Source organism: Paraburkholderia sp. AV2 (genome assembly GCF_054968425.1).
The window spans coordinates 15968-41232 of the sequence record NZ_JBANLK010000007.1 but is presented as its reverse complement, the minus strand read 5'-3'; the positions used below and the strand labels follow the sequence as shown (position 1 = coordinate 41232).

Here is a 25265-nt window from a genome sequence, read left to right as displayed (position 1 = left end):
CGGCGCATCCCCGCACGACGCTGCCCCGACGCCTCCCTTGCGACACGCCAACACGCCGATGCGCCTTACCGCCCTGCTCCGGACTGCCCTCCTCGCTGCCAGCGCCACCGCACTCGTCGCCTTGAGCGGCTGCGTCCACCTTTCCACGTTCGACCCGAATGGCCTCTGGAAAGTGGTGGGCGGCCAGTGCGTGCCGAATCAGCGCGACCAGGGCACGCCCGCGCCTTGCACCACGGTCGACTTCCAGAAGCGCTACGCGGTGCTCAAGGACATCGCGGGCCGCGCGCAATATCTGCTGATCCCAACCGATCGCGTGCCGGGCATCGAAAGCCCCGGGATCCTCTACGGCGGCGCGCCGGAATACTGGGTGGGCGCATGGGATGCGGGCCGGTATGTCGACGCGAAACTCGGCACGACGCTCGCCGCCAACCAGCTTGGGCTCGAAATCAACTCGTCGGCACAGCGTTCGCAGAACCAGTTGCACATTCATGTGGACTGCATGCGCACCGATATCGCCAATGCCCTGGCACCGCATCGCAGCGATCCGCCGGGCCAGTGGAGCTGGATCACGCTGGACGGCAGCCGCTATCGCGTGACGCGTGTGACGAGCCTGCGCGATAGCGATAATCCGTTCCGCGTGGTCGAGCGCGGTCTCGGAGCGCAACAGACGATGGGCGCCCAGACGATTCTCGTGACGGGCGCCGGCCCCGACGCCGCACGCGATGGCTGGCTCATCGTCAACAGCGGACGCGACGTGGAGGGCGGCACCGGCACCGCCGAAGGCCTGCTCGATCACGCCTGCAGTCTTGCCCACGCGCAGTAATGCTCACGCTTCGCGCGCGACGTTCGCGAGCCAGCGGCGAATCACGCGTTCTTCGGCCGGCGCGAAGCCCTCGACCATGCCAGCCTCCACCCTGCGCACGCGCGTGCGGCATTGCTTGAGCAGCGCCTCGCCCTGCGCCGTTACGTCGATCTGCTGAATCCGTCCGTGCACGGCATGCGGCCGCCGCTCGATGGCGCCGCTGCGCTCGAGGTTCGCCACGATCACGCTGACCGTTTGCGGCGTGAGCGCCGCCAGCCGTGCGACATCGGCGCCCGAAATGCCCGGATAGGCCGCGAGCATCGTCAATACCACGAACTGAGGCGGCGTCACGCCGAGATCGGCAAGCGCGCGCTCCATGCGCAACCGGTGCGCCGCCCCGGCCTGCCGCAGCAGATAGCCGATGTATCCGGACTCGCCGCGCTTGCCCTCGCCGGGCGCAGGAATGTCCGGTGTGTTCCGAGTCTCGATATCTTGTATACGCTTCGTTTTATTGCGCATGATGTCAGTGTTCGAATAATATGTTCGTGCTCTGATATTATCACCGGACACTCTGGAGGAATCCGTCATGTCCAATCGCATCACGTATGAAGCGTTTTCGCGCGATGCCGCCCCGGTCGTCGCCGGGCTGGTGGCGATGAGCAAGGCCGTGGATGCGGCCGGGCTCGAAAAGCCGCTCACCGAACTGCTCAAGGTTCGCGCTTCCCAGATCAACGGCTGCGCGTTCTGCCTACAGTACCACCTGAATATCGCCCGCGATGCTCAGGTGCCCCGCGTAAAACTCGATCTGGTCGCCACGTGGCACGAAGTGCCGGAGCATTACACCGAGCGCGAACGCGCGGCGCTGGCCTGGACCGAAGCGCTGACCGCGAAGCCCCACGAAGGCGTGAGCGATGCGCTCTACGCACAAGTCGAGCGTCAGTTCCCGGGCACGCAAATGGCATTTCTCACTGCCGCCGTCGCGAACATCAATGCGTGGAATCGCATCGCGATGGCACTGCGATTCGCGCCGCCCGTGCCGAAAGACGCGGGATAAGAAGGTTAGCCGGCTTCGAGCACCAGCAGTTGCGCGCCGTCGGCCACCTGGTCGCCCACGCCGTACAACACTTCGGTCACTTTCCCCGCGGAAGGCGCGCCGATCGTGTGCTCCATCTTCATCGCCTCCATGACGATGAGCGGCGCGCCCTTCTCCACCACCGCGCCAGGCTCGACCAGCACCGCGATCACCTTGCCGGGCATCGGCGCGGTGAGGCGGCCTTCGCCGTGCTCCGTATCGGCCGCGTGGGCCAGCAGGTTCTGCCATTCGAGCACCACTGCCGTGCCGAGACAGAACACATGGAACACGTCGCCGTCGATGAATACGCGCCCCGTTACACGCGTATTGCCGATTGTCGTACCGTATTCGTCGGCGCCCGCGCCGCGCCACCACGTCCAGGACTCCAGCCCGCCCGGGCACGCGAGCCTCCGTGTGTTGCCGTCCTGCACGTACGTCGTCGAAAACGCCGTATCGGTCTCGACGTCGCGCCAGGTGTGCGACTGCGTGTAGCCGCCGTTCAAGCGCCAGTGCGACAGCGCGGTCCACGGCGATACGTCGCGGGCACGATCCGCCTCGCGCGCGAGCAGCGCGGCGCAGGCCAGCGCGAGCGCCTCGCGAAGCGGCTTGTGGCGCGGTGCGAACAGGGCGTCGTGATGACGCTCGATCAGACCGGTATCGAGGTCGGCGCCAGCGAACGGCTCGCACGTCACGAGTCGGTGCAGAAACTCGACATTCGTATGCGGCCCGACCACCTCGCACGCTTCCAGCGCGCGTTGCATGCGTGCCAGCGCGTCCTCGCGCGTCGCGCCGTGCACGATCAGCTTTGCGATCATGGGGTCGTAGAACGGCGTGATCGTGTCGCCTTCGCGCACGCCACTGTCGATGCGCACCGGCGCGCGCTGGAGCGCCGTACCGATCGTGAATTCCACGCCTTCCGGCATGCGCAGATGCTTGAGCGTGCCCGTGGAAGGCAGGAAGCCGCGCGAGGGGTTCTCGGCGTAGATCCGCGCTTCGAGCGCATGGCCCTTGACGACGAGCTGCGACTGTTCGAGCGGCAGCGGCTCGCCAGCCGCCACGCGCAATTGCCACTCGACTAGATCGAGGCCCGTGACCATCTCCGTCACCGGGTGCTCGACCTGCAGGCGCGTGTTCATCTCCATGAAGTAGAAGTCCGCGCCCGTCATGATGAACTCGACCGTGCCCGCGCCCACGTACTGCACGGCGCGCGCCGCCGCCACCGCGGCCTCGCCCATCGCGCGCCGCACGCTTTCGTCGAGCCCCGGCGCCGGCGCCTCTTCCAGCACCTTCTGGTGGCGCCGCTGCACCGAGCAGTCGCGGTCGAACAGATACACGGCACCGCCGTGCCGGTCCGCAAACACCTGCACTTCGACGTGGCGCGGCCGCGTCAGATACTTTTCTATCAGCACGCGGTCGTTGCCGAAACTGCTCGCCGCTTCGCGCTTGCACGACGCCAGCGCCGCCGCGAAGTCCTCGCTGCGCTCCACCACGCGCATGCCCTTGCCGCCGCCGCCCGCGCTCGCCTTGAGCAGCACCGGGTAGCCCATGGCGTCGGCCTCGCGCTGCAGGAGCGCGGCGTCCTGATCGTCGCCGTGGTAGCCGGGCACGAGCGGCACCGCCGCCGCGTGCATCAGCGCCTTGGCCGCCGCCTTCGAGCCCATTGCGGCAATCGCCTCGACCGGCGGCCCGATGAACACGATGCCCGCTTCGTCGCATGCGCGCGCGAAATCTTCGTTTTCCGAAAGAAATCCGTAACCGGGATGAATCGCCTCTGCGCCCGTCGCACGCGCCGCCGCAATGATGCGCTCGATGCGCAGATAGCTCTGCGCCGCGGCGGCTTCGCCGATATGCACGGCTTCGTCGCAAGCGGCGACGTGCTTCGCGTTCGCGTCGGCGTCCGAAAAAACGGTCACGCTCTTCACGCCGAGCCGGCGGCAGGTCGCCGCGACGCGGCACGCAATCTCGCCCCGGTTGGCGATCAGGATCTTGTTGAACATGTTTTTCTCGCTATTGGGCGGACGGCTGCGCACGCCAGCGCGGCGCGCGCTTTTCGAGGAACGAGGACACGCCGTCGCGGCCTTCCTCGCTCGCGCGGATGCGCGCGATGCGGTTTGCCGTATCCGCGATGAGCGCCTCGTCGATCGTCTGTCCGGCAATGTCCTGCACGAGCTGCTTGCACTCGCGCACGGCGTTCGGGCTGTTCGCCACGAGCGTTTCGACGATGCGCTGCACAGCGGCGTCGAGCCCCTCCGCGGCGACCGCTTCGCTCACGAGGCCAAGCCGTTGGGCAGTCGCGCAATCGAATGCTTCCGCCGTCACGAAGTAGCGGCGCGACGCCTGCTCGCCGAGCGCACGGATCACGTAGGGCGCGATGGTGGCGGGCATCAGGCCGAGGCGCGCCTCCGAAAGACAGAAGTTCGCCGTTTGCGCGGCGACCACGATATCGGCCGCGCAGACGAGACCCATGCCGCCCGCGTAGGCATCGCCGTGCACGTGCGCGACCACCGGCTTCGGGCAGCGATAGATGGCGGAAAGCATCTGCGCGAGACGCATCGCATCGGCGCGATTTTCCTCGTCGGAGTAGCCCGCCATCTTGCGCATCCAGTTCAGATCCGCGCCCGCGCAAAACGCCTTGCCGTTACCAGCCAGCACGACGGCGCGCACGTCGTCGCGCGCGCCGAGCGCGACGAACGCCGCCGTCAGATCGGCGATCATGGTTTCGTTGAACGCGTTGCGCACGTCCGGGCGGTTCAGCGTGACGGTCGCCACGTGACCCGCCACCTCGACCAGCAGCGTTTCGTATTGCATCGTCAGGGTCTCCTCGTGAGGTTCGCGCTCATTTACCACCTTACATGCGGAACACGCCGAAGCGCGTGTCCTCGATCGGCGCGTTCATCGCCGCGGACAGGCCAAGACCGAGCACGTCGCGCGTCTGCGCGGGGTCGATCACGCCGTCGTCCCACAGACGTGCGCTCGCGTAATAGGGATGGCCCTGGCGCTCGTACTGATCGCGGATCGGCTGCTTGAACGCTTCCTCTTCCTCTGCGCTCCATGTGCCGCCCTTGCCCTCGATACCGTCGCGACGCACCGTGGCGAGGACCGACGCGGCCTGCTCGCCGCCCATCACCGAAATGCGCGCATTCGGCCACATCCACAGGAAGCGCGGCGAGTAAGCGCGACCGCACATGCCGTAGTTGCCCGCGCCAAACGAGCCGCCGATGATCACCGTGAACTTCGGCACCTTCGCCGTCGCCACGGCCGTCACCATCTTCGCGCCGTTGCGCGCAATGCCTTCGTTCTCGTACTTGCGGCCCACCATGAAACCGGTGATGTTCTGCAGGAACACGAGCGGAATCTTGCGCTGGCAGCAAAGCTCGATGAAATGCGTGCCCTTGAGCGCCGACTCCGAGAACAGGATGCCGTTGTTCGCGACGATCCCGACCGGATGCCCCCAGATATGCGCGAAGCCCGTGACGAGCGTCGTGCCGTAGCGCGACTTGAATTCGTCGAATGCCGAGTCGTCGACAATGCGCGCAATCACTTCACGCACATCGAAGGGCTTCCTCGTATCGACAGGAATCACGCCGTAGAGACTCTTCGCGTCGTAACGCGGCGGCAGCGGCTCGCGCAGCGCGACGGGTGGCGTCTTCACGCGGTTCAGGTTGCCGACGATGCTGCGCGCGATTGCGAGCGCATGCGGGTCGTTCTGCGCGAGATGATCGGCCACGCCCGAAAGACGCGTGTGAACATCGCCGCCACCCAGGTCTTCGGCGCTCACCTCCTCACCGGTCGCCGCCTTCACGAGCGGCGGCCCCCCCAGGAAAATCGTCCCCTGGTTCTTCACGATGATCGACTCGTCGCTCATGGCGGGCACGTACGCGCCGCCCGCCGTGCACGAGCCCATCACCACGGCGATCTGCGGAATGTCCTGCGAAGAGAGGTTCGCCTGGTTGTAGAAGATGCGGCCGAAGTGATCGCGGTCCGGAAACACGTCGTCCTGGTTAGGCAGGTTCGCGCCGCCCGAGTCGACGAGATAGACGCACGGCAGGCGGTTTTCCTGCGCGATCTCCTGCGCGCGCACGTGCTTCTTGACCGTCACCGGGTAGTACGTGCCGCCCTTCACGGTCGCGTCGTTGCAGACGATCACGCATTCCTGGCCCGCAATGCGGCCAATGCCGGTGATGACGCCTGCGCCCGGCGCATCGTCGTTGTACATGCCATAGGCCGCGAGCTGCGAGAATTCGAGAAATGGCGTGCCGGGGTCGAGCAGTTGTGCGATGCGATCGCGCGGCAGCAGCTTGCCGCGCGAGACGTGCTTGTCGCGCGCGGCCTCGCCGCCGCCCAGCGAAAGCTTCTGGATCTTCTCGCGCAGGTCCGCGACCAGGGCTTCCAGCGCGGCGGCGTTGGCCTTGAAGTCGTCCGAGCGCGGGTTCAGCTTCGATTCGATGATCGGCATCGCGTGCTTCCTTCTTTCTTGACCGTGACGGACGGCGCAGTTACATCGTTTCCGCGAACAGCTCGCGGCCAATCAGCATGCGCCGGATCTCGCTCGTGCCCGCGCCGATTTCGTAGAGCTTCGCGTCGCGCCAGAGCCGGCCCACGGGATACTCGTTGATATAGCCATTGCCGCCGAGGATCTGGATCGCCTCCCCGGCCATCCACGTCGCCTTTTCGGCGGTGTAGAGAATCACGCCCGCGCAGTCCTTGCGCACCTGGCGCACGTGCTCCTTGCCGAGCGTGTCGAGCTGGCGGCCCACGGCGTAAAGATACGCGCGACACGCCTGGAACGTGGTGTAGAGGTCGGCCATCTTGCCCTGGATGAGCTGGAACTCGCCGATAGCCTGGCCGAACTGCTTGCGGTCGTGGATATACGGCACCACCGCGTCCATCACGGCAGCCATGATGCCGGTGGGACCGCCCGCGAGCACGGCGCGCTCGTAGTCGAGGCCGCTCATCAGCACCTTCACGCCGCCGTTGAGCTGGCCGAGGATATTCTCTTCGGGCACCTCGACGTCCTGGAACACGAGTTCGCCCGTATGCGAGCCGCGCATGCCGAGCTTGTCGAGCTTCTGCGCCACGGAGAAGCCCTTCATGCCCTTCTCGACAAGGAACGCCGTCATGCCGCGGGCCCCCGCTTCGGGATCGGTCTTCGCATAGACGACCAGCGTGTCGCAGTCCGGACCGTTCGTGATCCACATCTTCGTGCCGTTCAGCACGTAGCGGTTGCCCTTCTTTTCGGCGCGCAGCTTCATGCTGACCACGTCCGAGCCGGCGTTCGGCTCGCTCATCGCGAGCGCGCCCACGTGCTCGCCGGAAACGAGCTTCGGCAGGTACTTGCGCTTCTGCGCCTCGGTGCCGTTGCGGTGGATCTGGTTCACGCAGAGGTTGGAGTGCGCGCCATAAGAAAGACCGACCGACGCCGAAGCGCGCGAGATCTCCTCCATCGCGACCATGTGTGCCGTATAGCCCATGTTCGCGCCGCCGTACTCCTCCGAAACCGTCATGCCCAGCACGCCCAGGTCGCCGAACTTGCGCCACAGGTCCATGGGGAACTGGTCGGTACGGTCGATTTCGGCCGCGCGCGGCGCGATCTCCCTCGCCGCGAACGTGGCAAGGCTGTCGCGCAGCATCTCGACTTCTTCGCCAAGGGGAAACTGCAGTCCGGGTACGTTGCTCATGAGTGTCTCCTCCAAACAGGCGCGGGCGAGGTCCTTCGCCCCATCGACGCCCATTTCACGCCACATTTACGTATACGTCAATAGGGAATGTTGAGTAAGGCTCAAATTTCCTGAATCGCCTATATTGCCTGATTATCAGTGTGAGATTTCACCGATAATGAACGTATCGAAACCTGATAACTGATCCAGACTCAGAATGCCAGCCGCCACCCGAGCCGCCCTGCCCGCCTCCCGCCGGCAACCCGCGGGACGCAAGTCCCAGCAGCGCGTGAAGGAGATCCTTCAGGCAGGCCGCGACGTGTTCTCCGAAAAGGGCTACGAGCGCGCGACCACGGCGGAAATCGCGCAGCGGCTCGGTATTTCCGAGGCGACGGTGTTCAGCTATTTCCGCGGCAAGCGGGAGTTGTGCGCGCGCGTGATCGGCGACTGGTACGACGAATCGATCGAGGCGATCGAGGCCGGCATGCCGCTGGACGGCACCGTGCGCCAGCAGTTTGCATTCATCGTGCGCATGCATCTGCGGCTGATGCTCGAAAGCGGCACCGGCATCTGCGAGCTCGTGCTTTCCGAGGGCCGCACGCGCCATCACGACCTCAGCGAAGCGCTGGTCGAAATGCAGCGCCGCTACACGGCGCCCCTCATGCGTGTGCTGGCGCGCGGCCAGGAAAGCGGCCAGATCCGCACCGACATGCCGCTGCGGCTCCTGCGATCGCTCGTATTCGGGCCGATGGAGCACGTGCTCTGGGACGCAACGTTGGGCCGCCGGCGGACCGACATCGACGCTACGGCACAGCGGCTCGTCGACGTGCTGTGGCCCGCGCTGCAGCCGCCGGATCTCGAACTGGCGGCGCTCGCGCAGTTCAGTCAGGAGGTGGGCGACGCCGTGCGCAAGCTCGAGCGCGAGCGCACGGCCCGCAAGACTGACCGCGCCTCCGGCCAGGCGCCCCCGGCGGAATCTGCGGTACGCTGACGGCTCCGTTTCCGCCGTCACGTTCCGCCATGTCCGATACGCTCACCGCCGCTCACGCCTCCCGCTTCGCCTCGCTCGCCCTCGCGCATCTCACGCGCGAATATCCGAACAAGCTCACGCACTCGCTCGCCGGCCCGCAGGACGTGCAGGAGCCGCGCGCCTTGCACCCGGTGTTCTATGGCAGCTACGACTGGCATTCCTGCGTGCACGGCTACTGGCTCGTTTCGCGTCTGCTCGCGCGTTTTCCGGACCTGCCCGAAGCGCCGCGCATCGTCGCCGTGATCGACGAGCATTTCACTCAGGAGAAGATGGCGGGCGAACGCGCGTATCTGGACCTGCCGCACAACCATGGCTTCGAGCGCCCGTACGGCTGGGGCTGGCTGCTGGCGCTCGCGGGCCAGCTCGACGCGATGTCGACGCCCGAGGCCGCGCGCTGGGCACGCGCGCTCGCGCCGCTCACGGAGGCCTTCGTCGAACGTTTCGAGGCATTTCTGCCGAAGGCGACGTACCCGCTGCGCGTGGGCACGCACTTCAACACCGCATTCGCGTTGACGCTCGCGCTCGATTTCGCACGCCAGACGGGGCGCGACACGCTCGCGAAGCGCATCGCGGACACGGCGCGGCGCTGGCACGAAGCGGATGCGGGATGCCAGGCGTGGGAGCCGTCGGGCGACGAGTTCCTCTCGCCCGCGCTGATGGAAGCCGTGTTGATGAGCCGCGTGTTGCCCCGCGACGCATTCGTCGAATGGTTCGGCGGCTTCCTGCCCGACCTCGCTGTGCGAGCGCCCGCGGCGCTCTTTACGCCCGCCACCGTCACCGACCGCACCGACGGCAAGATCGCCCACCTCGACGGCCTCAACCTGAGCCGCGCATGGTGCCAGCGCACGCTGGCGCGCGCGCTGCCCGAGGGCGATGCACGCGCCGCCGTGCTGCGCGAAGCGGCGCAGACGCACCTGGACGCCGCGCTCGATCACGTGGCGGGCGACTACATGGGCGAACACTGGCTCGCCACGTTCGCGACACTCGCGCTCGAAGCCTGAGCCAAGAAATTTTCACGGTTCGTAAAAATGTGACGGCGCACCGCTCCGGCCCCGGAGTGTTACCGGCCATTTCCTTTCAGAACGCCCCATAGCCGCCGATTACGCCACAATGCGCGAGGTTGCGTGCCGATACGGCCCCAATCACCCGAAATCGAACCGGCCCGCCCGCTTCTTGTAACAACTCGAAAAAACAGTGCGATTCAGGTAATTGCATTGGCACCGGGGTTGTCATAGCGTTCGATAATCGAATGGCGTGTGCGTCCGCACATCGCCTGTCGTTCTGGAGAGATCGTTGTGAGAAGGTCGAAACTGTTACTCGGGGCCGCCGCGACTGCCATCGCGTGCGCGAGCGGCGCAGCGCATGCGTCGCATGTCGGCGTCTATGTCGGCGTCGGCGGCCCATGGTATTACCCTGTCGCTCCCATGCCGTACTACTACGCACCGGCACCCGTGGTGGTCGCACCGCCGCCCCAAGCGCCGGACTATGTCGAGCAGGGCCAGCCTCAGGGAGGCGCGCCCGACCCGTCCTATTCGCAAGACCCGGGCGGGCCGGGCGGCGGCGGCGGCGACGACACGTGGTACTACTGCGACGCCACCAAAACCTACTATCCCTACGTGAAGCAGTGCTCGTCGGGCTGGCGCGCGGTTCCCGCGCAAACAGCACCCGGAAACTGAACCTTTTGACGATATCGAGCTGCACATGAAGACCACTTATCTTGCGCTCCTCGCCACGGCGGGTTTGCTGAGCGCGTGTGCCGTCGTTCCGCAGGGGCCGAGCGTGATGGCGCTGCCGGGCAGCGGCAAGACCTTCGACCAGTTCCGCGCCGACGACGCCAACTGCCGCGGCTTCGCCTACCAGCAGGTGGGCGGCGAAGGCAGCAACCAGGCGGCGACCAATAGCGCGGTCGGCAGCGCCGTGCTGGGCACGGCGCTCGGCGCCGCCGCGGGCGCGGCGTTCGGCGGCGGCCAGGGCGCGGCGATCGGCGCGGGCGCGGGCCTGCTCGCCGGCAGCGCGGTTGGCATGGGCGGCGCCCAGGGCTCGGCCTACGACGTGCAACGCCGCTACGACTACGCGTATATGCAGTGCATGTATGCGAACGGCAACCGTATTCCCGTTCAGGGCCGTATGGTGACGACACAACCGCCGCAGCAAGCGCAGCGCTATCTGCCGCCTCCGCCCCCGGGCTCGCCGCCCCCGCCGCCTGCCGGCGCGTACTGAGTTTCGCAATGCAAGAGAGGCGCCCTTCGGCGCCTCTCTTTCGCCCGCTATCCAGCGCGCGCGTAACTACCGGTCCGCATCGCCCGAGATCACCTGCCAGGATATCTGACGCAGCGTAACCGGCTGCGAGCCAGACAGCGTCACCTGCATCGGCCCGCTCTTTGCCCCGCCCTTTACCACGCTCGCCGTGGACTGCGCCGCGCCGGCCGACGCCGGCGCAGCCTGCTGGTCGAGCAAAGGCTGCAGCGCCGGCGCCATCGACTTGAGCAATTGCACCGCCATCGCGCTCGTGAACGTATAGCGCGCCGCATACGGCTCGTGGACCCAGGCCGTGATCGTGCCGTAGAAGCGGTCGCCGATCACGAACACGAACGTCGCGCAGCGGTTCACCTTGCGCGACTCGATCAGCCGCGCGCCCGACGCATAGACATTGAAGCGCTGGTCGCCGGTGCCGGTCTTGCCGTACACGGGCAGCGTATGCCCGTCGGCGAAGGTCATGCCGTCGGCAAGACGCTTCGCCGTGCCTCCTTGCACCACTGAGTCCAGCAGCTCGCGCACGACTTGCGTGATTTCCGGCGAGATCAGCGGCTGCGGCTTCACGTCCGCGTGCACGAAGCGCGTTTCGTAAGGCGTGCCGCGCGCGAAGTCGAGCGATTCGAAGCTATGCGTCGGCAGCTTCTGCCCGTCGCTCGCCACGAGGCCGATCAACTGGGCCAGCGCCGCGGGCCGGTCGCCCGACGCACCGATGGCCGCTCCGTACGACGGCGTGATGTTGTCGAACGGATAGCCGAGCTCGCGCCACGACTTGCCGATCGCGTCATAGGCGTGCAGTTCGATCATGCGGCGGATGCGGCGGTTCTGTGTCGCGTAGTAGCGGGTCTTGAAGAGCCAGCTGTACGTGTAGAGCCGCACGTCCCTGCTGTCCTGCTGGACCTGCGGGAGCGTCGCGTCGGGATGCTCGCGCAGATAGTTCACGAGCCACAGTTCCAGCGGATGCACGCCCGCAATATAGCCGCGGTCGTTGAGGTTGAAACGGTCAATCGCGTACTTTTCGTAGTACTTCGCGAGGTCATCGTCGGCGAGCCACTGGAACTTCGTGCCCTTCAGTTGCGCGCGCATCTGCGCGTTGAACCACGCCTGCGATCCGTCCGGCACGGTACTGCGCAGCACCGTCGCGATGCGCGCAGGACCCTTGCGCGTGTGCTGCAACAGGGTCGCGACGGCGTCGTCGATGCTCATGCCCTGGTAGCGCGTGTAGAAGCGCTTCATGTACACCTGGCTCTCGCCGTCGGCGAAACGCGTGAGGTAGGCGCGGCGCACGTTTGGATCATCGAGCCATTGCGAAGGCGGCCCCGACGTCTGGATCATCTCGTAGTGGACGATATCGCGCATCAGCCGCACGAACACCAGGTTCACCGAATGCTGGAATGCACGCTGCACCGTGAGAATCTGCGCGTTGTCGCTCGACTCGAAGTTGTTGAAGGTCTGCGCACCGCCGCCCGTATAGAACGTCTCGCCCGGATTCGCCGAATACTTGCGCTGCACCGCCGCTTCGAGCATCGCCTGCAGCGAGCGGTCGTCCGTCTTCGACAGATAGTCGAGCGCCCAGAGCGAGAGCGCGTCGCTCGGATCGGGCTGGATCGCGCTCAACGCCTTCTTGTCGAGCGAGCCGTACTTCGCGTGCAGGTCGCTCACGATCTGCAGGTAGGTGATCAGCGTGCGCAGCTTCGCCGTCGAGCCCAGATTCAGACGCGCACCCGAATTGATGTCGAACGGCTGGTTCACGCTATCCGTCTGCACGCGCACGAGATCCTCGCCGTTGCGCCGCTCGAACAGCGTGAAGCTGTACGCGATCTTCGACGGGTCGTCCCAGGGCTGCAGCATCTCGAAGCCGACGAGCCCCGCCGCCCGCGCGCCGTCCTTCGTCGTCGCGTCGGCCAAACGCTGGCTCACGGCTTGCTGCACGCCGTCGTCGAGCGTCGCGGTGGCGGTGAGGTCGAGGCGGTCGACGTCGTAGAGCGTCTTCAGGCCGAGCGTCTGCATCAGTTGCGTGCGCAACGTGAGCACGGCCTTGCGGTCGGCATACGACGCCGTCGCATTCATGGGCGGCGGCGGCGAAGTGTCGAACGTCAGTTGCGTCGCGAGTGCGGCGTCGCGCAGCGCGGGCGTGATCACGCCGCCGCTCGCCAGCAGACGCAGATAGCTATCCGTGAGCTTCGCGAGCGCGGCGTTGTCGTGCTGCAGGAAGTACGACGGCGCGCGCTGCGCGATCAGGAGCGAGAGCACCTGGCGGAACGCGAGCGCCTGCTCGTCGAGCGTGGCGGCCGTGACCGGCTGGCTCAGGATGCGATTGACGTCGCGGAAGTCACGGCCATACCAGGCGGCGAGACCGTCGCCGAGACCGTTCACCTCGCCGACGCCCGGCTTCGCCGAAAGCGGCACCGAATTCAGGTAGTGGACGAGAATCTGCTGGCGCGCCGGCATGGTCTGCGGGCCGTTCAGGTAGGCGCGCACCGAAGCCGACGCGATCTGCCTCAGCTTCTCGGGCGGCGTCGCCGTACGGCCGCCGTCCGAGTGGCGGAATTTTTCGATCTGCGTGGCGAGCGTGCTGCCGCCCGGCATGTGCTGATGACGGTTCACGAGACGCGCGCCCTGGTCGACGAGCGCGTGACTGAAGCGGCCCCAGTCGATGGCCGGATTGCGGTTCGGCTGATCTTCGGCGAGCAGGTATTTGTCTTCGATGAACGTCAGGGAATCGCGCACGAGCGGCGGCACGGCAGCGAAGTTCTCGTACGCGCGCTGCGGGTAGCGCGTATGGAACAGCATGGTGCCGTCGGCATCGCGCAGCACGACGCCCGCCTGATCCTTTTCTTCATAGGGGAGAAAGAGACCTTCGTCGGCCAGCGAAAGCATGCGCTCCGAATCACGCGCCTGCTCCGCGACAACAAAGCCGCGGGCATCGAGACGCTGCTCGAATGCGGGCAGTTCGGCGTAGCCGAGCCGCACGTCATAAGGGCCATGGGTAGTGGGAAAACGGATGCGCTGGCTCGGGCCGCTCTCGACCGTGTAGCCGATGTCGCGCGTGAGTTCGGAGAGATATCGCGCCTGCAGACGCGATGTGTCGATTTCGATCTGAATCAGGCGCGCAATGATGACGACGGCCATGAGGAACCCGACAACGAATCCCCACTTGACCCATCGCAAAAGCGAGCCCGCGCCGACAGTACGAAGAGGAAAGCGGATCGACGGGCGGTTCATGTGTATTCTCCCTGACGTCTCGCCAGATCACGGAACGGCACCTCTCAGATAGTCTATCTCGCAAAGTAAGAAGTTGTGTGACTGCTTGCTCACCCGCAATCTGACAGTCGCGAGGCCGCAACACTCGTGCCCGCACAACCTGTCGGAGCGAAAAACCCGGACGCGGCAGAACCCGGCACGCCGCATGCTGCCGATATAATTTCGGGCTGCTTTCCGGCCACCTTTCGGGCCACCCGAGCCCCACGCGACATGCCGCGCGCATTTCCACAGGAGAGATATGAAGAAGCTTGTCTTGCCGCTTGCCCTTTCGCTCGCACTGGGCGCCTGTGCCTGGTTCCAGAGCAATCCGGATTCCGGTCAGCCCGTGATCGATACGACGACCAACCGGTCGGTCCAGGACGTGATCGCCTGTCTGACGGTCGAGGCGTCGCGGCACGGCGCAAGCTTCCAGACCACGCCGTTGCCGGAGGGCCAGATGCTCGACTTCGGCGACTCGAACGTAATCAAGATCCGCGCCGACAACGGGGCCACGACGTACCGCTTCTACGCCGGCAAGCGCCACGCGTCCAATCTCTGGATCGAGGCCGCCAGCAAGACCTGCGCCCCCTGAGAGGGCGGCGCGTTACATCCGGGCACGCGCTGTAACGTCGTGTAGCACGGCGACACATTTTCGAGAGGCCGTTTTAAGAATCGCTTAAGTCTTGGTCCGCATCATCCGCTGACCAGAAGAGAAACGCAGCAGGAGGTGCCCGTGAGCAGGCTCGAATCGACGAAGCAGGACGCATTGAACAACGTGAGCGCCGTTGCGGCGAAGCCCGCAAAACGCACGATGCTGCGCCGGCTTTTGAGCCACCACGAACTGGCTACGCTGCTGCTGCTCTTGCACGCGCCGATCGACGCGCACGCCAAGCCGGAAATCCCGACGCTTCAGGAAGCCGGGCTGGTGGAAACGGTACCAACCGAAGCCGCGGGCGCCGCGCAGATCCGCCTGACCCAGGAAGGCAACGCCGTGCTGCAGGGACTGGGCCTCGCCCGCTGACGTCCCCGCCCGAATCCCAAAGAAAGCCGGCGGTGCGCAAGACGCACCGCCGGCTTTTTTATGCCTGTGGCATCTGCGGCGCTCATGCGGCAACGCAGGCCGCGGCGCGTGCGAGCGATCGCCCTCCGCCGTGCAGGCGCAACAGCCGGTAGCCGCTCTTGTAGACGGGCTGCAACCGGTAGCCGCTCTCGTCGTCGATTTCCAGCAGCACGCGCAGACGGGACACATGGCTGTCGATCGTGCGTGTCAAGGTCTGCAGCTCGCGGCCCCAGACCATCGCATAAATATGGTCGCGTGACAGCAGCCGGCCGACGTTGGCAAAGAACAGCGACGCGAGCCGGTACTGGGTGCCGGAAAGCAGCACCGTCTTGCCGTTTACCGTGACCGACTGGTGCCGCATGTCGAAGTGGTAGGGCCCCGCGTCGAACGAGGCATGCTCGAAACGGTCGGGAAACGCGCGACGCAGCAGCGCATTGACGCGCGCCCCGAACACCGGCGCGCAAACCGGCAGGCTGACATAGTCGTCGGCGCCCACGGAAAAGGCTCGCACGATACTGTCGTCCGAAGCGTCCTCCGACGCGAACAGCACCGGAATATGGCTGCCGTTCACCGCGCGCACGGTCCTGAGCACTTCGGCGCCGGATAGCCGCGAGCCCTGCCAGTCGAGCACCAGCATGTCGACCGTCGACGCGGCAAGCGCTTTGGTCAGCGCAAAGCCGTCGCTGAAGGGCAGGCAGGTGTGACCGCCCTGGGCGAGCACGCGCTCGATCTGGCTCCGTTGAGCCGCATCGCGCTGCAGTATCGCGATCCGCATAAGTGAGCCCCCGTATGGGTCGAGTTGGTCGGTATGGGATGTTGGATGGGTGTTGGCACAATTCTGTGGAGATGTGCAAAACGCGCCCATAAGACGATTCCTAAAGTCGGAATCGCCAGCCGGGTCCGACCCGCGCCGAATTCGACGCTTCACGTCGCGCTGAAACGTCGCGGCCAACCCGGGTCCTAACATAGGACGCATGAAACTCGACCACCGCCCTCTCGTCCGCTTCACGCCCGCGCTCGCGCGTATTGTCGCGACCGTCAGCGTGGGCTTCGTCGTCACGCAACTCGACGTGACCATCGTCAACATCGCGCTCGCGCGGCTCGCGGCCGATCTCCACGCGAGCGTCGCCCGCCTGCAGTGGATCGTCGACGCCTATACGCTCGCCTTCGCCGTGCTAATGCTCTCCGGCGGCGTGCTGGGCGACCGCTACGGCGCGCGGCGCCTGTACGCCGCCGGGCTCGTGGTGTTCGCGTTCGCCTCGCTCGCATGCGGTCTCGCCGCCCAGCCGGCCATGCTGATCGCAGCCCGCGCCGTGCAGGGCGCGGGCGCCGCCATGATGCTGCCGAACTCGCTGGCGCTCCTCAACGAGGCATGCCGCCACGACCGCTCGCTGCGTGCCCGCGCCGTGGGCTTCTGGACGGCGGCGGGAGCGATTTCGATCGCGGCGGGGCCAGTCGCGGGCGGGCTGCTGATCGCGGCGTTCGGCTGGCGCAGCATCTTTCTGGTCAATCTCCCGCTCTGCGCGGCCGGGCTCGCCGCAACGCTGGCGTGGATTCCCGCACCGCGACGGACCCTCGCAGCCAACGCCGCCGATCCACAACCGCAACGCAGCGCGCCCCCGCGCAGCCTCGACGTCCGCGGCCAGCTGCTTGCCGTCGTCGCGCTCACGGCCTTCACGGGCGCGGTCATCGAATGGCGGCCGCTCGGCTTCGCGCATCCGGCCGTGGCGGGAGGCTTTGCCCTGGCGCTCCTCGCCGGCTGCGCGTTCGTCTTCCTCGAATCGCGCATCGCCGATCCCATGCTGCCGCTCGGCATGCTGCGCCACCGCACGTTCAGCGCGGCCGTGCTGTTCGGCGTCTGCGTGAATCTCACCTACTACGGCACCGTCTTCGTGCTCGCGCTCTACCTGCAGCACGCGCGCGGCGAAACGCCGTTGCAGGCCGGGCTCGCATTCGTGCCGCTCACCGCCGGGTTCCTGCTCTCGAACATCGCCAGCGGCCACGCCGTCGCGCGCTTCGGCACGCGTGCGCCCATGATCGTCGGCGCACTCGTGGCGGGCAGCGGCTATGCCCTGCTTGGCCTCATCGGCGCGACGACGGCGCTCGCCGCCCTGATGGCGGCGTGTCTGCTGATTCCCTTAGGGATGGGGTTGGCCGTGCCTGCCATGACGACCGCCGTGCTCGCGAGCGTCGAGCCGGCCCGCGCGGGCACGGCCTCGGCATTCCTCAACACGGCGCGGCAGGCAGGCGGCGCGGTGGGGGTGGCGGCATTCGGCGCCCTGACGGGCAGCGGCGGAGCCGTCCAGGTCGTGGCCGGCCTGCACGCCGAAACGCTCGTCTCGACGGCGCTGCTGCTGGCCGCGGCGGGGCTGGCGTGGTTCGTGAGAGCCGAGGCAGCGCATCCGCCGGCGCGGATGGAGAAAACGCCGCGGCTCGAAACGTCGCGGCTCGATGGATAGCGGCGAAGCGAAATCGGAGCAGCGCGCGCCGACTCGTACCGAATCGCCGAAACGAGGCCTAAAGCGACGCTTCCTGAATTTCTCCGCTCGCCACCGCGCGTTCGATCAGCCCCTCGTTCTCGGCCTTGCGGATGGCATGGGCAATCAAACGGTCGGGCTCCTCGAGTTCGGCCTTGAGCGCTCCGAGCAGGCCGGAGGCGTCGAGGATCACGAGCGTCCTCGCCGTAGCCGCGTAGCTAATCAGCACGCGATTCGAGCCGTCTTCGGCAAGACTCGCGCATAGCTGCTCGGTCTTGCCGTTCACGTTGAAGTCGAAGTTCTGTATCAAGGCCCGCTCCTTGTTCGCTCTGTGGAAGTCCGGCGCCGGCGGCCTCAGCCGCGCAGCGAGCCCCGCGGCGCGCGCAGGCCGTCGACGGAAGCGCGTCCCGCCCCCGTCACGCCCAGCAGCAGCAGGCCGCCCGCAATCGCCACGTTCTTCCAGAAGTGCACGGCAGCATCCTGCTGCAATGCAGCGTCGGTAATGTTCCAGAAGTCGTGGCCGACGACCGCAGTGGCAATAGCGTACACGGCCAGCAGGAAAGCCACTGCACGCGTGCGCACGCCAAACACGATCGCGAAGCCGCCGATCAGTTCGACCGCCACGGCCACCGGCGCGGCAAAAGCCGCATAGGGCACGCCCCTCGTATGCAGCCATGCCACGAAGCCCGCATAACCCAGCAGCTTCATGCAGCCGCCCCAGAGAAACAGGATCGAGAGCGCGAGACGGGCGATGAAGACGATCAGGGAATCAGCGGGTCGTGTCATGAAGGGCTCCGGTATGCGATGACGGAATGACCTTCGCATCCGCGCGCAGTTCCCGCCCACCGCAGACAATTCCCGCCACATCCCTTCACGCATGCGCCCGCGCGCCGATGGGCCGCGCGGGCGAAAGCGCCGGCGCGATGCCCGCTGCCATGCCAATCGGCTCCAATCCAGTCAACAGGCCGTCGGCCGTCGTGGTCATGACTGCCTGCGCAATCATTCGTACTCCCAGGTATTTTGCGCACGCGGCAAAACCGCCAGGAGCCACAGTAACCGGGGAAATGGGCGAGACATTGCGGCTGACCGCGCGTTGCGCTTCGCCGCCTCGTGCTCAAGGTCTCGGCCTGGCACGCTCAATGCTTGTGGCGCATGCCATGGCCGCGATGGGCGTCGATCCACCGGGCAAAGCGCTCCTCGAGCTCGCCCCGCGTACGGCGCGCCACGGCCCACATGGCGACGCACACCACCAGCATCACGACTGGGCCCAGCAGATAAGCAGCTACGGTTTCCCTCATGGCAATCTCTCCTCGCCACGCCGCCACACACATCGAGAGTTATATTCTAGGCGATTTGCACGCGCCATATTTGGCCTTATCCCTCCTCGCCGCGCGGGCATTGCGCACCTGGAATCCACGACATGAACACGCTCGCCCCTTTCGTCGCGGCGCCGTCCGCGGCCCTCGGCCGCCGCAGTGTCGGCGATCTGTTGCGCGACTGGCGCCAGCGCCGGCGCATGAGCCAGTTGCTGCTCGCCGTCGAAGCCGGCATTTCGGCCCGCCACCTGAGCTTCGTGGAGTCGGGCCGCTCGCAGCCGAGCCGCGAGATGGTCATGCATCTCGCCGAGCGGCTCGACGTGCCGCTGCGCGAACGCAACGCGCTCCTGATCGCGGCAGGCTATGCGCCGCTCTACCGCGAGCGCGGGCTCGACGATCCGCAACTGGCGGCGGCCCGCGAGGCGGTAGAGCTGGTGCTGCATGGGCACGAACCCTATCCGGCCGTGGCCGTGGACCGTCACTGGAACATCGTGGCCAGCAATCGCGCGCTCGCGCCGCTGATCGGCCATGCCTCCCCGGCACTGCTCGCCGCGCCCGCGAATGCGCTGCGCCTCTCGCTGCACCCCGAGGGCATTGCGCCGCGCATCCTCAACTGGCAGGCGTGGCGCGCCCATCTGCTCACGCGGCTGCAACGCCAGATCGACGCGAGCGCCGACCCGGCGCTAGTGTCGCTCCACGACGAACTGGCGGCCTACCCGCCGCCTCCCGGCACACCGGACCCGCAGGACGCCGCCGAAGCGCCCGGCCACCATATTGCCGTGCCGCTGCGCGTGCGCACATCGCTGGGCGACCTGTCGTTCTACAGCACGACGACCGTGTTCGGCACCCCCGTCGATATCACGCTTTCGGAACTCGCCATCGAGGCGTTCTTTCCGGCCGATCCGCAAACCGCCGCGGCGCTGCGCGCATCGACATCCGGCTGAGCGATGAGCCGGGCAGGCCCGTCCCGCGAATGGCAGAGCAAGACCCGGAGTGCGCGCAGCACGGCGTGAGCGCGACACTAGCGCCATGCCGCCTTACCCACCCTGCCCCGGAGCCGACATGTCTCTCGCCGCCCTGCGCCCGCCCGTCCAGCCGGACCCCACCCTTGCGTCGCGCCTCGACGCCCTGCCCTGGGACGTCATGGAAGAGGAACTCACCGAACGCGGCTACACGCTGATCCCCAAGCTGCTGGACGACACGGAGTGCGACGCGCTAGCCGCGCTCTACGACCGCGAGGCGCCGTTTCGCAGCCGGATCGTCATGGCGCGCTACGGTTTTGGCCGCGGCGAGTACAAGTACTTCGCCTACCCGCTGCCCGATCCGGTAGCCGAATTGCGCGGCCTGCTGTACGCGCGCCTCGTCGCATTGGCCAACCGCTGGGCCGACTGGCTCGGGTTCGACACCCGCTTTCCGCCAACCCACGCCGGGTTCGCCGAGCGCTGCCGCGCGGCGGGCCAGCAGCGCCCCACGCCGCTGCTGCTGCGATACGGCCCCGGCGATTACAACTGCCTGCATCAGGATCTCTACGGCGAGCACGTCTTCCCGGTCCAGGCAACGGTCCTGCTGAGCACGCCGGGCGCCGACTTCAGCGGCGGCGAGTTCGTCTTGACCGAGCAGCGGGCGCGGCGCCAGTCGCGCGTGGAAGTGGTGCCGCTCGAAAAGGGAGACGCCGTGCTGTTCGCAGTCCACCATCGCCCGCTGCAAGGCGTGCGTGGCGCGGCACGCGCAACGTTGCGCCACGGCGTGAGCCGGATTCGCGCAGGGCAGCGTCACACTTTGGGGCTAGCCTTCCACGACGCCGCCTGAGCCGGTCCCCATCGCGGGGAATCTGTATCAGAGGGTCGGATCTCCAGTTACATTTAAATCTTCCGACTTATTAATTCTGCATCCGGCATTTCTTACCTCACCTCGTAAATCCTTTCAAAAAGTTTATTTACGTCATGCGCCCGGATCCAGCGCGGCGCAATTCGTTGCGCATGCATCGAGTACCCCTAAACTCCACCAATTGACAAGGTTTCGCGCCGAATCCCGGCCCAATTTGGGTTTGTGAGAAGCCGCAATTTGATGCAGAACAAGTACAAGAAAAAATTACCGAAATTGCACATGGCTCCCTCATTATTTTTTTATGACAGGGATTGATTTCCGAGATAAGCCCTCATACAATTCGGCCCAAGGTGTTACGAGTTGTAACACCTTGTATCAAACAGTCAGGCTCCGCCGAACACACACGAGCGAGGGCCGGCAAACAGACCAGACAAATACAACGGCGGAAAACGCCGGGGGGTTAATAATTCGGGGCTTCGGAAGAGAGAAATGGACCGTAGCAGCGAGACGCTGGAATCTATCCGCGAAATTAATTTGTCGTACCTGATGCTTGCGCAACGCATGTTGCGTGAGGACAAGCCCGTCGGCATGTTCCGGCTGGGCCTGTCGTCGGAACTGGCCGATCTGCTTGGCGGACTGTCGCTCGCGCAGATCGTCAGGTTGGCCGCTTCCGACCAGCTCCTTTGTTTTTTCCGCTTCGACGATCATGCGATGTTGTCCGCGCTTACGCAGACCACGAAGCATACCGACGTGGCGACCACTCACGCGGCCATCCTGCTTGCAGGACAACCCGCCGGCCAATTCGCCTGAGGACGACGTCATGACCACGCGGCGCAGCCTCACCGAAGACGCCCAGGAAGTTTTCCGCGCGATCGCGTTGATCGAGCTGGGCGCGCGCATGCAGGTGCTCGAAAGCGAGCTTTCCCTGTCGCGCGACCGCATGATCCGCCTCTATCGCGAGATTCGCGGCGTATCGCCGCCGAAGGGGATGCTGCCGTTCTCGGCGGACTGGTACATGACGTGGCTGGCGAACATTCACGCTTCGCTGTTCTACAACACGTACCTGTTCCTCAAGAACGAAGCGCGTTGCTCGCATCTCGACGCGCTTACCAAGGGGTTCCGGCTGTACGTGGAACACTGCCGCCACAGCGAGGTCGAGCCCGTGCTGGACCTCACGCGTGCCTGGACCCTGGTGCGGTTTTTCGATGCCGATATTCTGCAGCTGACGCCTTGCTGCCGCTGCGGCGGCAAATTCGTCGCGCACCGCCACGACCTGCAGCACAACGTCGTGTGCGGCGCATGCCAGCCGCCTTCGCGCGCCGGCAAGACGAAAAAGGCCGCTGCGGCGCGACGGGGCGCAACGCAGACCGAAAGCGACCTTCCGGAAGTCGTAACGCCGGATGGCATCGCCGAGGCTGCCTAGCGAGGAGAGCAGATCCGGGATCACCCGGACGTGAGACCAAGACGCGAAGCCGTCCGGCGTACCCACTCCGCCGGACGGTAAAGCGCTTTCCCTTCCGCTGCTGGTTGCCTTTCCGCCCGCTTCAATCCCGCTGTTTCCATCCCGCCGCTTCAATTTCCACTGAACGTCTGCCAGACGAGCCACAGGTTCGCGACCGTGATCACGACGAAGAGCACCCACGCCAGGATGCGCGTGGGCAGCCGGTTGGCGAACGCGCCCATCAGCGCGCGGTCGTCGGTCATGCGGATGAGCGGCCAGAGCGCGAACGGCAGTTGCAGACTCAACACCACCTGGCTTGCGACGAGCAGCTTGCCCACCGCCCCGTTGCCGAGCAGCGCCACGCCCGCGAACGCCGGGATCAGCGCGAGCACGCGCGTGATGAGCCGGCGCTGGTAGCACGGAATCTTCATCTGCAGGAAGCCTTCCATGATGACCTGTCCGGCTACCGTGCCCGTGAACGTCGAACTCTGGCCCGACGCGAGCAGCGTGACCGCGAAAAGCACCGCCGCCGCGCCCGTGCCGACAATGGGCGCGAGCAGCTTGTAGGCGTCTTCGATCTCGGTCACCTGGTTGTGGCCCGTGGCATTGAAGGCGGCCGCGGCGAGAATCAGGATGGCGGCGTTGATGAGCAGCGCGACGACGAGCGAAGCGATGGTGTCGAGACGCGAAAGGCCGATGGCCTGCGCGATGCTCGCGGGGTCGCGCTTCACGGCGCGCGTCTGCACGATCGACGAATGCAGATAGAGGTTGTGCGGCATGACCGTGGCGCCGAGGATGCCGATCGCCAGATAAAGCGGCTCCTGCGTCGAGATCGCGTGCCACGACGGCACCACGCCCGCGAACACCGAGGGCCAGTGCGGCTTCACGAGCGCGAGCTCGATCACGTAGCCCACGCCGATGGTCGCGATGAGCCCGGCCATGATCGCTTCGAGCGTGCGGAAGTTCTTGCCCTTCAAGCCGAGCACGATGAGCGTGTCGAACGCGGTGAGCGCCACGCCCGCCATCAGCGAGCAGCCCAGCAGCAGATGAAACGCAAGCGCGCCGCCCAGCACTTCGGCGAGATCGCACGCGATGATCGAAAGCTCCGCGAGCACCCACTGCCCCATCGCGACGGGTTTCGAGTAGCGCGTGCGGGAGAGCTCGGCCAGATCGTGCCCGGTCACGATGCCAAGCCGCATCGAGAGACACTGCAGCGCGATGGCCGCGAGGCTCGACAGCACCACGACGAACAGCAGGCTGTAGCCATAGCGCGAGCCGGCCTCGATGTCGGTGGCCCAGTTGCCGGGATCCATGTAGCCGATGGAAACCAGCAGGCCGGGGCCCGCGAACTGCCAGAACTTCTTCCAGAATGGCGCGGCCGACGAAACGGCGACGCTGCCCTGCACTTCCGACGGGCAAAACGGCGCCGTCGCGGTGGTGGGTAGGCGGAACTCCAACGGTTCGATCCTCGAGGAAAAGAAGCCGCGCGGCACGCGCCGCGCGATCGGTCCCTCAAGTGTACAAGCGCTTCAGCCCTGGCGCGACGCCAGCGGTGCGGGAGGCGGTGCGCCGCCGTCGCGCTTGGGATCGTCGGCCTTGATGTCGCCCCAGCCGCCGCCCAGCGCGCGGATCAGGTTGACCGTCGCCACCGCCTGGTCGCCCTGCAGGTGGCTCGCCTGCAGTTGCGCGACCAGCACCGAACGCTCGCTGTCGATCACGTTCAGATAGCTCACCTCGCCTTCTTCGTACTGCGTCTTCGAGAGATGCGCCGAGCGCTCGGAGGCGTTCACGGCCTCGTCCTGCTCGTGAATCTGGTCGTCGAGCAGGCGCAGGTCGGAGAGGTTGTCCTCCACTTCGCGGAACGCCACGAGCACCTGCTGGCGATACTGCGCGACATCCTCGTCGTACTTTCCGCGCGCCTGAGCAAGATTGGCCTTGCGGCGGCCGCCGTCGAAGAGCGGCAGCGTGAGCGCCGTACCGGCGAACGGTCCGAGCAGGAACGCGCGGCTCGACCACATGAAGAGGTCGCCGAGCGTCGCCGACTCGTAGCCGAACTGGCCGGTGATATCGAGCTTGGGAAAGAACGCCGATTTCGCGAGCCCGACGCGCGCATTGGCCGCGGCCATCGAACGCTCGGCGGCGGCGATGTCGGGGCGACGCTCCAGCAGCGTCGAGGGCAGGCCCGGCGGCACGCGCACGTTGACGGACGCGAGCGGCGTTTCGGGGAACGTGAAGTCGGCCGGCGCCTTACCCAGCAGAATCGCAAGGCTGTGTTCCGAAGCGGCGCGCTGGCGCGCGACGCCCACGGCATCCGCACGCGCGCTCGCCAGTTCGTTGCGCGCCTGCGCAACGTCGAGCTCGCTGATGTCGCCTTCCTTGAAGCGCCGCTGGACGAGCGCGAGCGCATCCTCGCGCAGCGAGACCGTGCGGCGGTACAGATCGACGTCCGAATCGAACTGGCGCAACTGGAAGTAGTTCTGCGCGACATCGGCCTGCAAGGCCAACTGTACCGAAAGGAACAGCGCCTCGCTCTGCTGCGCGTCCGCTCGCGCGGCGTTCACGTTCGAGCTCACGCGGCCGAACAGGTCCGCCTCGTACGAGACCGTCCCCTGTGCGCGCCAGAGCGTCTGCGCGGGCACGTCGGCGTTCTGCGGCAGATACTGCGAGGCCGGCGAGAGACGCTCATAAGTCGGCCCGAAGCCCGCATCGATCGACGGGAACCACGACGCCCGCGCCGCCTGCGTCACCGCGCGCGCCTGCTGCACGCGCGCCGCCGCGGCCTTGAGATCCTGGTTCGCGGCCTGGGCCTGCTCTTCCAGGGCGTTCAGCGTGGGATCGTCGAATACGGTCCACCATTGGCCGCGGTGCGCGCCGTCGGCCGGTTGCGCGGGTGTCCACGTGCCCACGTCGTGCGGGCCCGCGGGGGGTTGCTGCGCTTCCTTGAACGCCGCCGGAACAGCGGCGTCCGGTACGTGATAAGGCGGCTCGACCGAACACGCCGCGAGCCACGCGAAGAGCGCCACGCCGGCGGCCAGACGCGTGCGGCGCAGCCACGTCGCGCTGCCTGAATGCGAGTAATTCATCATG

At 66.5% G+C, this 25265-nt stretch carries 25 protein-coding genes; 13 read left to right on the top strand and 12 right to left on the bottom strand.

The window, feature by feature from the left end:
• The first annotated feature begins 58 nt into the window (after positions 1-58).
• Positions 59-823, top strand: coding sequence for a CDP-diacylglycerol diphosphatase (locus V8683_RS07500; protein WP_411192139.1), 765 nt, complete (start codon positions 59-61; stop codon positions 821-823).
• 3 nt (positions 824-826) lie between these two features.
• Here the strand turns inward: V8683_RS07500 and V8683_RS07495 are convergent, their stop codons facing one another.
• A complete protein-coding gene (locus V8683_RS07495) occupies positions 827-1321 on the bottom strand; it encodes a MarR family winged helix-turn-helix transcriptional regulator (protein WP_411192138.1) in 495 nt (164 codons plus the stop codon).
• A 67-nt stretch (positions 1322-1388) separates the two neighbouring features.
• Between V8683_RS07495 and V8683_RS07490 the strand changes: the two genes are divergently transcribed.
• The gene (locus V8683_RS07490) at positions 1389-1856 is read left to right on the top strand and encodes a carboxymuconolactone decarboxylase family protein (RefSeq protein WP_411192137.1); all 468 of its coding nucleotides are present in this window, start codon (positions 1389-1391) and stop codon (positions 1854-1856) included.
• Positions 1857-1861: 5 nt separating this feature from the next.
• On the opposite strand, the gene V8683_RS07485 is transcribed toward V8683_RS07490, so the two are convergent.
• Genes V8683_RS07485 through V8683_RS07470 form a run of 4 tightly spaced genes read right to left on the bottom strand, consistent with a single transcriptional unit; the run spans position 1862 to position 7552 of the window.
• The gene (locus tag V8683_RS07485; RefSeq protein ID WP_411192136.1) at positions 1862-3871 is read right to left on the bottom strand and encodes an acetyl/propionyl/methylcrotonyl-CoA carboxylase subunit alpha; all 2010 of its coding nucleotides are present in this window, start codon (positions 3869-3871) and stop codon (positions 1862-1864) included.
• Between the two features lie 10 nt (positions 3872-3881).
• Positions 3882-4682: an enoyl-CoA hydratase/isomerase family protein gene (locus tag V8683_RS07480; protein WP_411192135.1), complete on the bottom strand. Its 801-nt coding sequence runs from the start codon at positions 4680-4682 to the stop codon at positions 3882-3884.
• 40 nt (positions 4683-4722) lie between these two features.
• A complete protein-coding gene (locus V8683_RS07475) occupies positions 4723-6330 on the bottom strand; it encodes a carboxyl transferase domain-containing protein (RefSeq protein ID WP_411192134.1) in 1608 nt (535 codons plus the stop codon).
• Between the two features lie 40 nt (positions 6331-6370).
• Positions 6371-7552 (bottom strand): isovaleryl-CoA dehydrogenase, encoded by a 1182-nt coding sequence (locus V8683_RS07470; RefSeq protein ID WP_411192133.1) that lies wholly within the window; start codon positions 7550-7552, stop codon positions 6371-6373.
• A gap of 196 nt (positions 7553-7748) precedes the next feature.
• On the opposite strand from V8683_RS07470, the gene V8683_RS07465 reads away from it, so the two are divergent.
• From V8683_RS07465 to V8683_RS07450, 4 genes are all read left to right on the top strand, one after another.
• On the top strand, positions 7749-8522 hold the full coding sequence (locus V8683_RS07465) for a TetR/AcrR family transcriptional regulator (protein ID WP_411192132.1): 774 nt from the start codon (positions 7749-7751) through the stop codon (positions 8520-8522).
• A gap of 29 nt (positions 8523-8551) precedes the next feature.
• Positions 8552-9562, top strand: a complete 1011-nt coding sequence (locus tag V8683_RS07460) for a DUF2891 domain-containing protein (protein WP_411192131.1) — start codon at positions 8552-8554, stop codon at positions 9560-9562.
• Positions 9563-9856: 294 nt separating this feature from the next.
• Positions 9857-10237 carry a hypothetical protein gene (locus V8683_RS07455; protein WP_411192130.1) on the top strand — a complete coding sequence of 127 codons (381 nt, stop codon included), beginning with the start codon at positions 9857-9859 and terminating at the stop codon, positions 10235-10237.
• Positions 10238-10262: 25 nt separating this feature from the next.
• Complete coding sequence (locus V8683_RS07450; RefSeq protein WP_411192129.1) at positions 10263-10781, top strand: YMGG-like glycine zipper-containing protein; 519 nt, start codon at positions 10263-10265, stop codon at positions 10779-10781.
• 66 nt (positions 10782-10847) lie between these two features.
• Here V8683_RS07450 and V8683_RS07445 read toward each other — a convergent pair whose 3' ends face one another.
• A complete protein-coding gene (locus V8683_RS07445; protein WP_411192128.1) occupies positions 10848-14039 on the bottom strand; it encodes a transglycosylase domain-containing protein in 3192 nt (1063 codons plus the stop codon).
• Positions 14040-14316: 277 nt separating this feature from the next.
• Between V8683_RS07445 and V8683_RS07440 the strand changes: the two genes are divergently transcribed.
• The gene (locus V8683_RS07440; RefSeq protein WP_411192127.1) at positions 14317-14649 is read left to right on the top strand and encodes a hypothetical protein; all 333 of its coding nucleotides are present in this window, start codon (positions 14317-14319) and stop codon (positions 14647-14649) included.
• A gap of 219 nt (positions 14650-14868) precedes the next feature.
• A complete protein-coding gene (locus V8683_RS07435) occupies positions 14869-15078 on the top strand; it encodes a hypothetical protein (protein WP_411192539.1) in 210 nt (69 codons plus the stop codon).
• Between the two features lie 82 nt (positions 15079-15160).
• Here V8683_RS07435 and V8683_RS07430 read toward each other — a convergent pair whose 3' ends face one another.
• Positions 15161-15892 (bottom strand): response regulator transcription factor, encoded by a 732-nt coding sequence (locus V8683_RS07430; RefSeq protein WP_411192126.1) that lies wholly within the window; start codon positions 15890-15892, stop codon positions 15161-15163.
• A 199-nt stretch (positions 15893-16091) separates the two neighbouring features.
• On the opposite strand from V8683_RS07430, the gene V8683_RS07425 reads away from it, so the two are divergent.
• Positions 16092-17576: an MFS transporter gene (locus V8683_RS07425; protein WP_411192125.1), complete on the top strand. Its 1485-nt coding sequence runs from the start codon at positions 16092-16094 to the stop codon at positions 17574-17576.
• A 58-nt stretch (positions 17577-17634) separates the two neighbouring features.
• Here V8683_RS07425 and V8683_RS07420 read toward each other — a convergent pair whose 3' ends face one another.
• From V8683_RS07420 to V8683_RS07410, 3 genes are all read right to left on the bottom strand, one after another.
• Entirely contained in the window at positions 17635-17904 is a 270-nt protein-coding gene (locus V8683_RS07420; RefSeq protein ID WP_411192124.1) for a hypothetical protein, read from the bottom strand.
• Positions 17905-17948: 44 nt separating this feature from the next.
• Positions 17949-18380: a DoxX family protein gene (locus V8683_RS07415; protein WP_411192123.1), complete on the bottom strand. Its 432-nt coding sequence runs from the start codon at positions 18378-18380 to the stop codon at positions 17949-17951.
• A gap of 350 nt (positions 18381-18730) precedes the next feature.
• Positions 18731-18892 (bottom strand): hypothetical protein, encoded by a 162-nt coding sequence (locus V8683_RS07410; protein WP_411192121.1) that lies wholly within the window; start codon positions 18890-18892, stop codon positions 18731-18733.
• A gap of 122 nt (positions 18893-19014) precedes the next feature.
• Between V8683_RS07410 and V8683_RS07405 the strand changes: the two genes are divergently transcribed.
• From V8683_RS07405 to flhC, 4 genes are all read left to right on the top strand, one after another.
• A complete protein-coding gene (locus tag V8683_RS07405) occupies positions 19015-19854 on the top strand; it encodes a helix-turn-helix domain-containing protein (RefSeq protein ID WP_411192120.1) in 840 nt (279 codons plus the stop codon).
• 118 nt (positions 19855-19972) lie between these two features.
• Complete coding sequence (locus V8683_RS07400) at positions 19973-20719, top strand: 2OG-Fe(II) oxygenase (RefSeq protein WP_411192119.1); 747 nt, start codon at positions 19973-19975, stop codon at positions 20717-20719.
• A 507-nt stretch (positions 20720-21226) separates the two neighbouring features.
• Positions 21227-21547, top strand: coding sequence for a flagellar transcriptional regulator FlhD (gene flhD, locus V8683_RS07395; protein ID WP_027795060.1), 321 nt, complete (start codon positions 21227-21229; stop codon positions 21545-21547).
• 10 nt (positions 21548-21557) lie between these two features.
• Positions 21558-22160 (top strand): flagellar transcriptional regulator FlhC, encoded by a 603-nt coding sequence (flhC, locus tag V8683_RS07390; protein WP_411192118.1) that lies wholly within the window; start codon positions 21558-21560, stop codon positions 22158-22160.
• Positions 22161-22309: 149 nt separating this feature from the next.
• Here the strand turns inward: flhC and V8683_RS07385 are convergent, their stop codons facing one another.
• Together V8683_RS07385 and V8683_RS07380 are read right to left on the bottom strand one after the other, a co-directional pair.
• A complete protein-coding gene (locus V8683_RS07385; protein WP_411192117.1) occupies positions 22310-23635 on the bottom strand; it encodes an Nramp family divalent metal transporter in 1326 nt (441 codons plus the stop codon).
• 72 nt (positions 23636-23707) lie between these two features.
• Positions 23708-25264 carry an efflux transporter outer membrane subunit gene (locus tag V8683_RS07380; RefSeq protein ID WP_411192116.1) on the bottom strand — a complete coding sequence of 519 codons (1557 nt, stop codon included), beginning with the start codon at positions 25262-25264 and terminating at the stop codon, positions 23708-23710.
• Position 25265: the final 1 nt, after the last annotated feature.

Coding starts and splice junctions, on each gene's coding strand:
- V8683_RS07500 (WP_411192139.1), top strand. CDS start 59: ATGCGCCTTACCGCCCTGCTCCGGACTGCCCTCCTCGCTGCCAGCGCC.
- V8683_RS07495 (WP_411192138.1), bottom strand. CDS start 1,321: ATGCGCAATAAAACGAAGCGTATACAAGATATCGAGACTCGGAACACA.
- V8683_RS07490 (WP_411192137.1), top strand. CDS start 1,389: ATGTCCAATCGCATCACGTATGAAGCGTTTTCGCGCGATGCCGCCCCG.
- V8683_RS07485 (WP_411192136.1), bottom strand. CDS start 3,871: ATGTTCAACAAGATCCTGATCGCCAACCGGGGCGAGATTGCGTGCCGC.
- V8683_RS07480 (WP_411192135.1), bottom strand. CDS start 4,682: ATGCAATACGAAACGCTGCTGGTCGAGGTGGCGGGTCACGTGGCGACC.
- V8683_RS07475 (WP_411192134.1), bottom strand. CDS start 6,330: ATGCCGATCATCGAATCGAAGCTGAACCCGCGCTCGGACGACTTCAAG.
- V8683_RS07470 (WP_411192133.1), bottom strand. CDS start 7,552: ATGAGCAACGTACCCGGACTGCAGTTTCCCCTTGGCGAAGAAGTCGAG.
- V8683_RS07465 (WP_411192132.1), top strand. CDS start 7,749: ATGCCAGCCGCCACCCGAGCCGCCCTGCCCGCCTCCCGCCGGCAACCC.
- V8683_RS07460 (WP_411192131.1), top strand. CDS start 8,552: ATGTCCGATACGCTCACCGCCGCTCACGCCTCCCGCTTCGCCTCGCTC.
- V8683_RS07450 (WP_411192129.1), top strand. CDS start 10,263: ATGAAGACCACTTATCTTGCGCTCCTCGCCACGGCGGGTTTGCTGAGC.
- V8683_RS07445 (WP_411192128.1), bottom strand. CDS start 14,039: ATGAACCGCCCGTCGATCCGCTTTCCTCTTCGTACTGTCGGCGCGGGC.
- V8683_RS07440 (WP_411192127.1), top strand. CDS start 14,317: ATGAAGAAGCTTGTCTTGCCGCTTGCCCTTTCGCTCGCACTGGGCGCC.
- V8683_RS07435 (WP_411192539.1), top strand. CDS start 14,869: ATGCTGCGCCGGCTTTTGAGCCACCACGAACTGGCTACGCTGCTGCTG.
- V8683_RS07430 (WP_411192126.1), bottom strand. CDS start 15,892: ATGCGGATCGCGATACTGCAGCGCGATGCGGCTCAACGGAGCCAGATC.
- V8683_RS07425 (WP_411192125.1), top strand. CDS start 16,092: ATGAAACTCGACCACCGCCCTCTCGTCCGCTTCACGCCCGCGCTCGCG.
- V8683_RS07415 (WP_411192123.1), bottom strand. CDS start 18,380: ATGACACGACCCGCTGATTCCCTGATCGTCTTCATCGCCCGTCTCGCG.
- V8683_RS07410 (WP_411192121.1), bottom strand. CDS start 18,892: ATGAGGGAAACCGTAGCTGCTTATCTGCTGGGCCCAGTCGTGATGCTG.
- V8683_RS07405 (WP_411192120.1), top strand. CDS start 19,015: ATGAACACGCTCGCCCCTTTCGTCGCGGCGCCGTCCGCGGCCCTCGGC.
- V8683_RS07400 (WP_411192119.1), top strand. CDS start 19,973: ATGTCTCTCGCCGCCCTGCGCCCGCCCGTCCAGCCGGACCCCACCCTT.
- flhD (WP_027795060.1), top strand. CDS start 21,227: ATGGACCGTAGCAGCGAGACGCTGGAATCTATCCGCGAAATTAATTTG.
- flhC (WP_411192118.1), top strand. CDS start 21,558: ATGACCACGCGGCGCAGCCTCACCGAAGACGCCCAGGAAGTTTTCCGC.
- V8683_RS07380 (WP_411192116.1), bottom strand. CDS start 25,264: ATGATGAATTACTCGCATTCAGGCAGCGCGACGTGGCTGCGCCGCACG.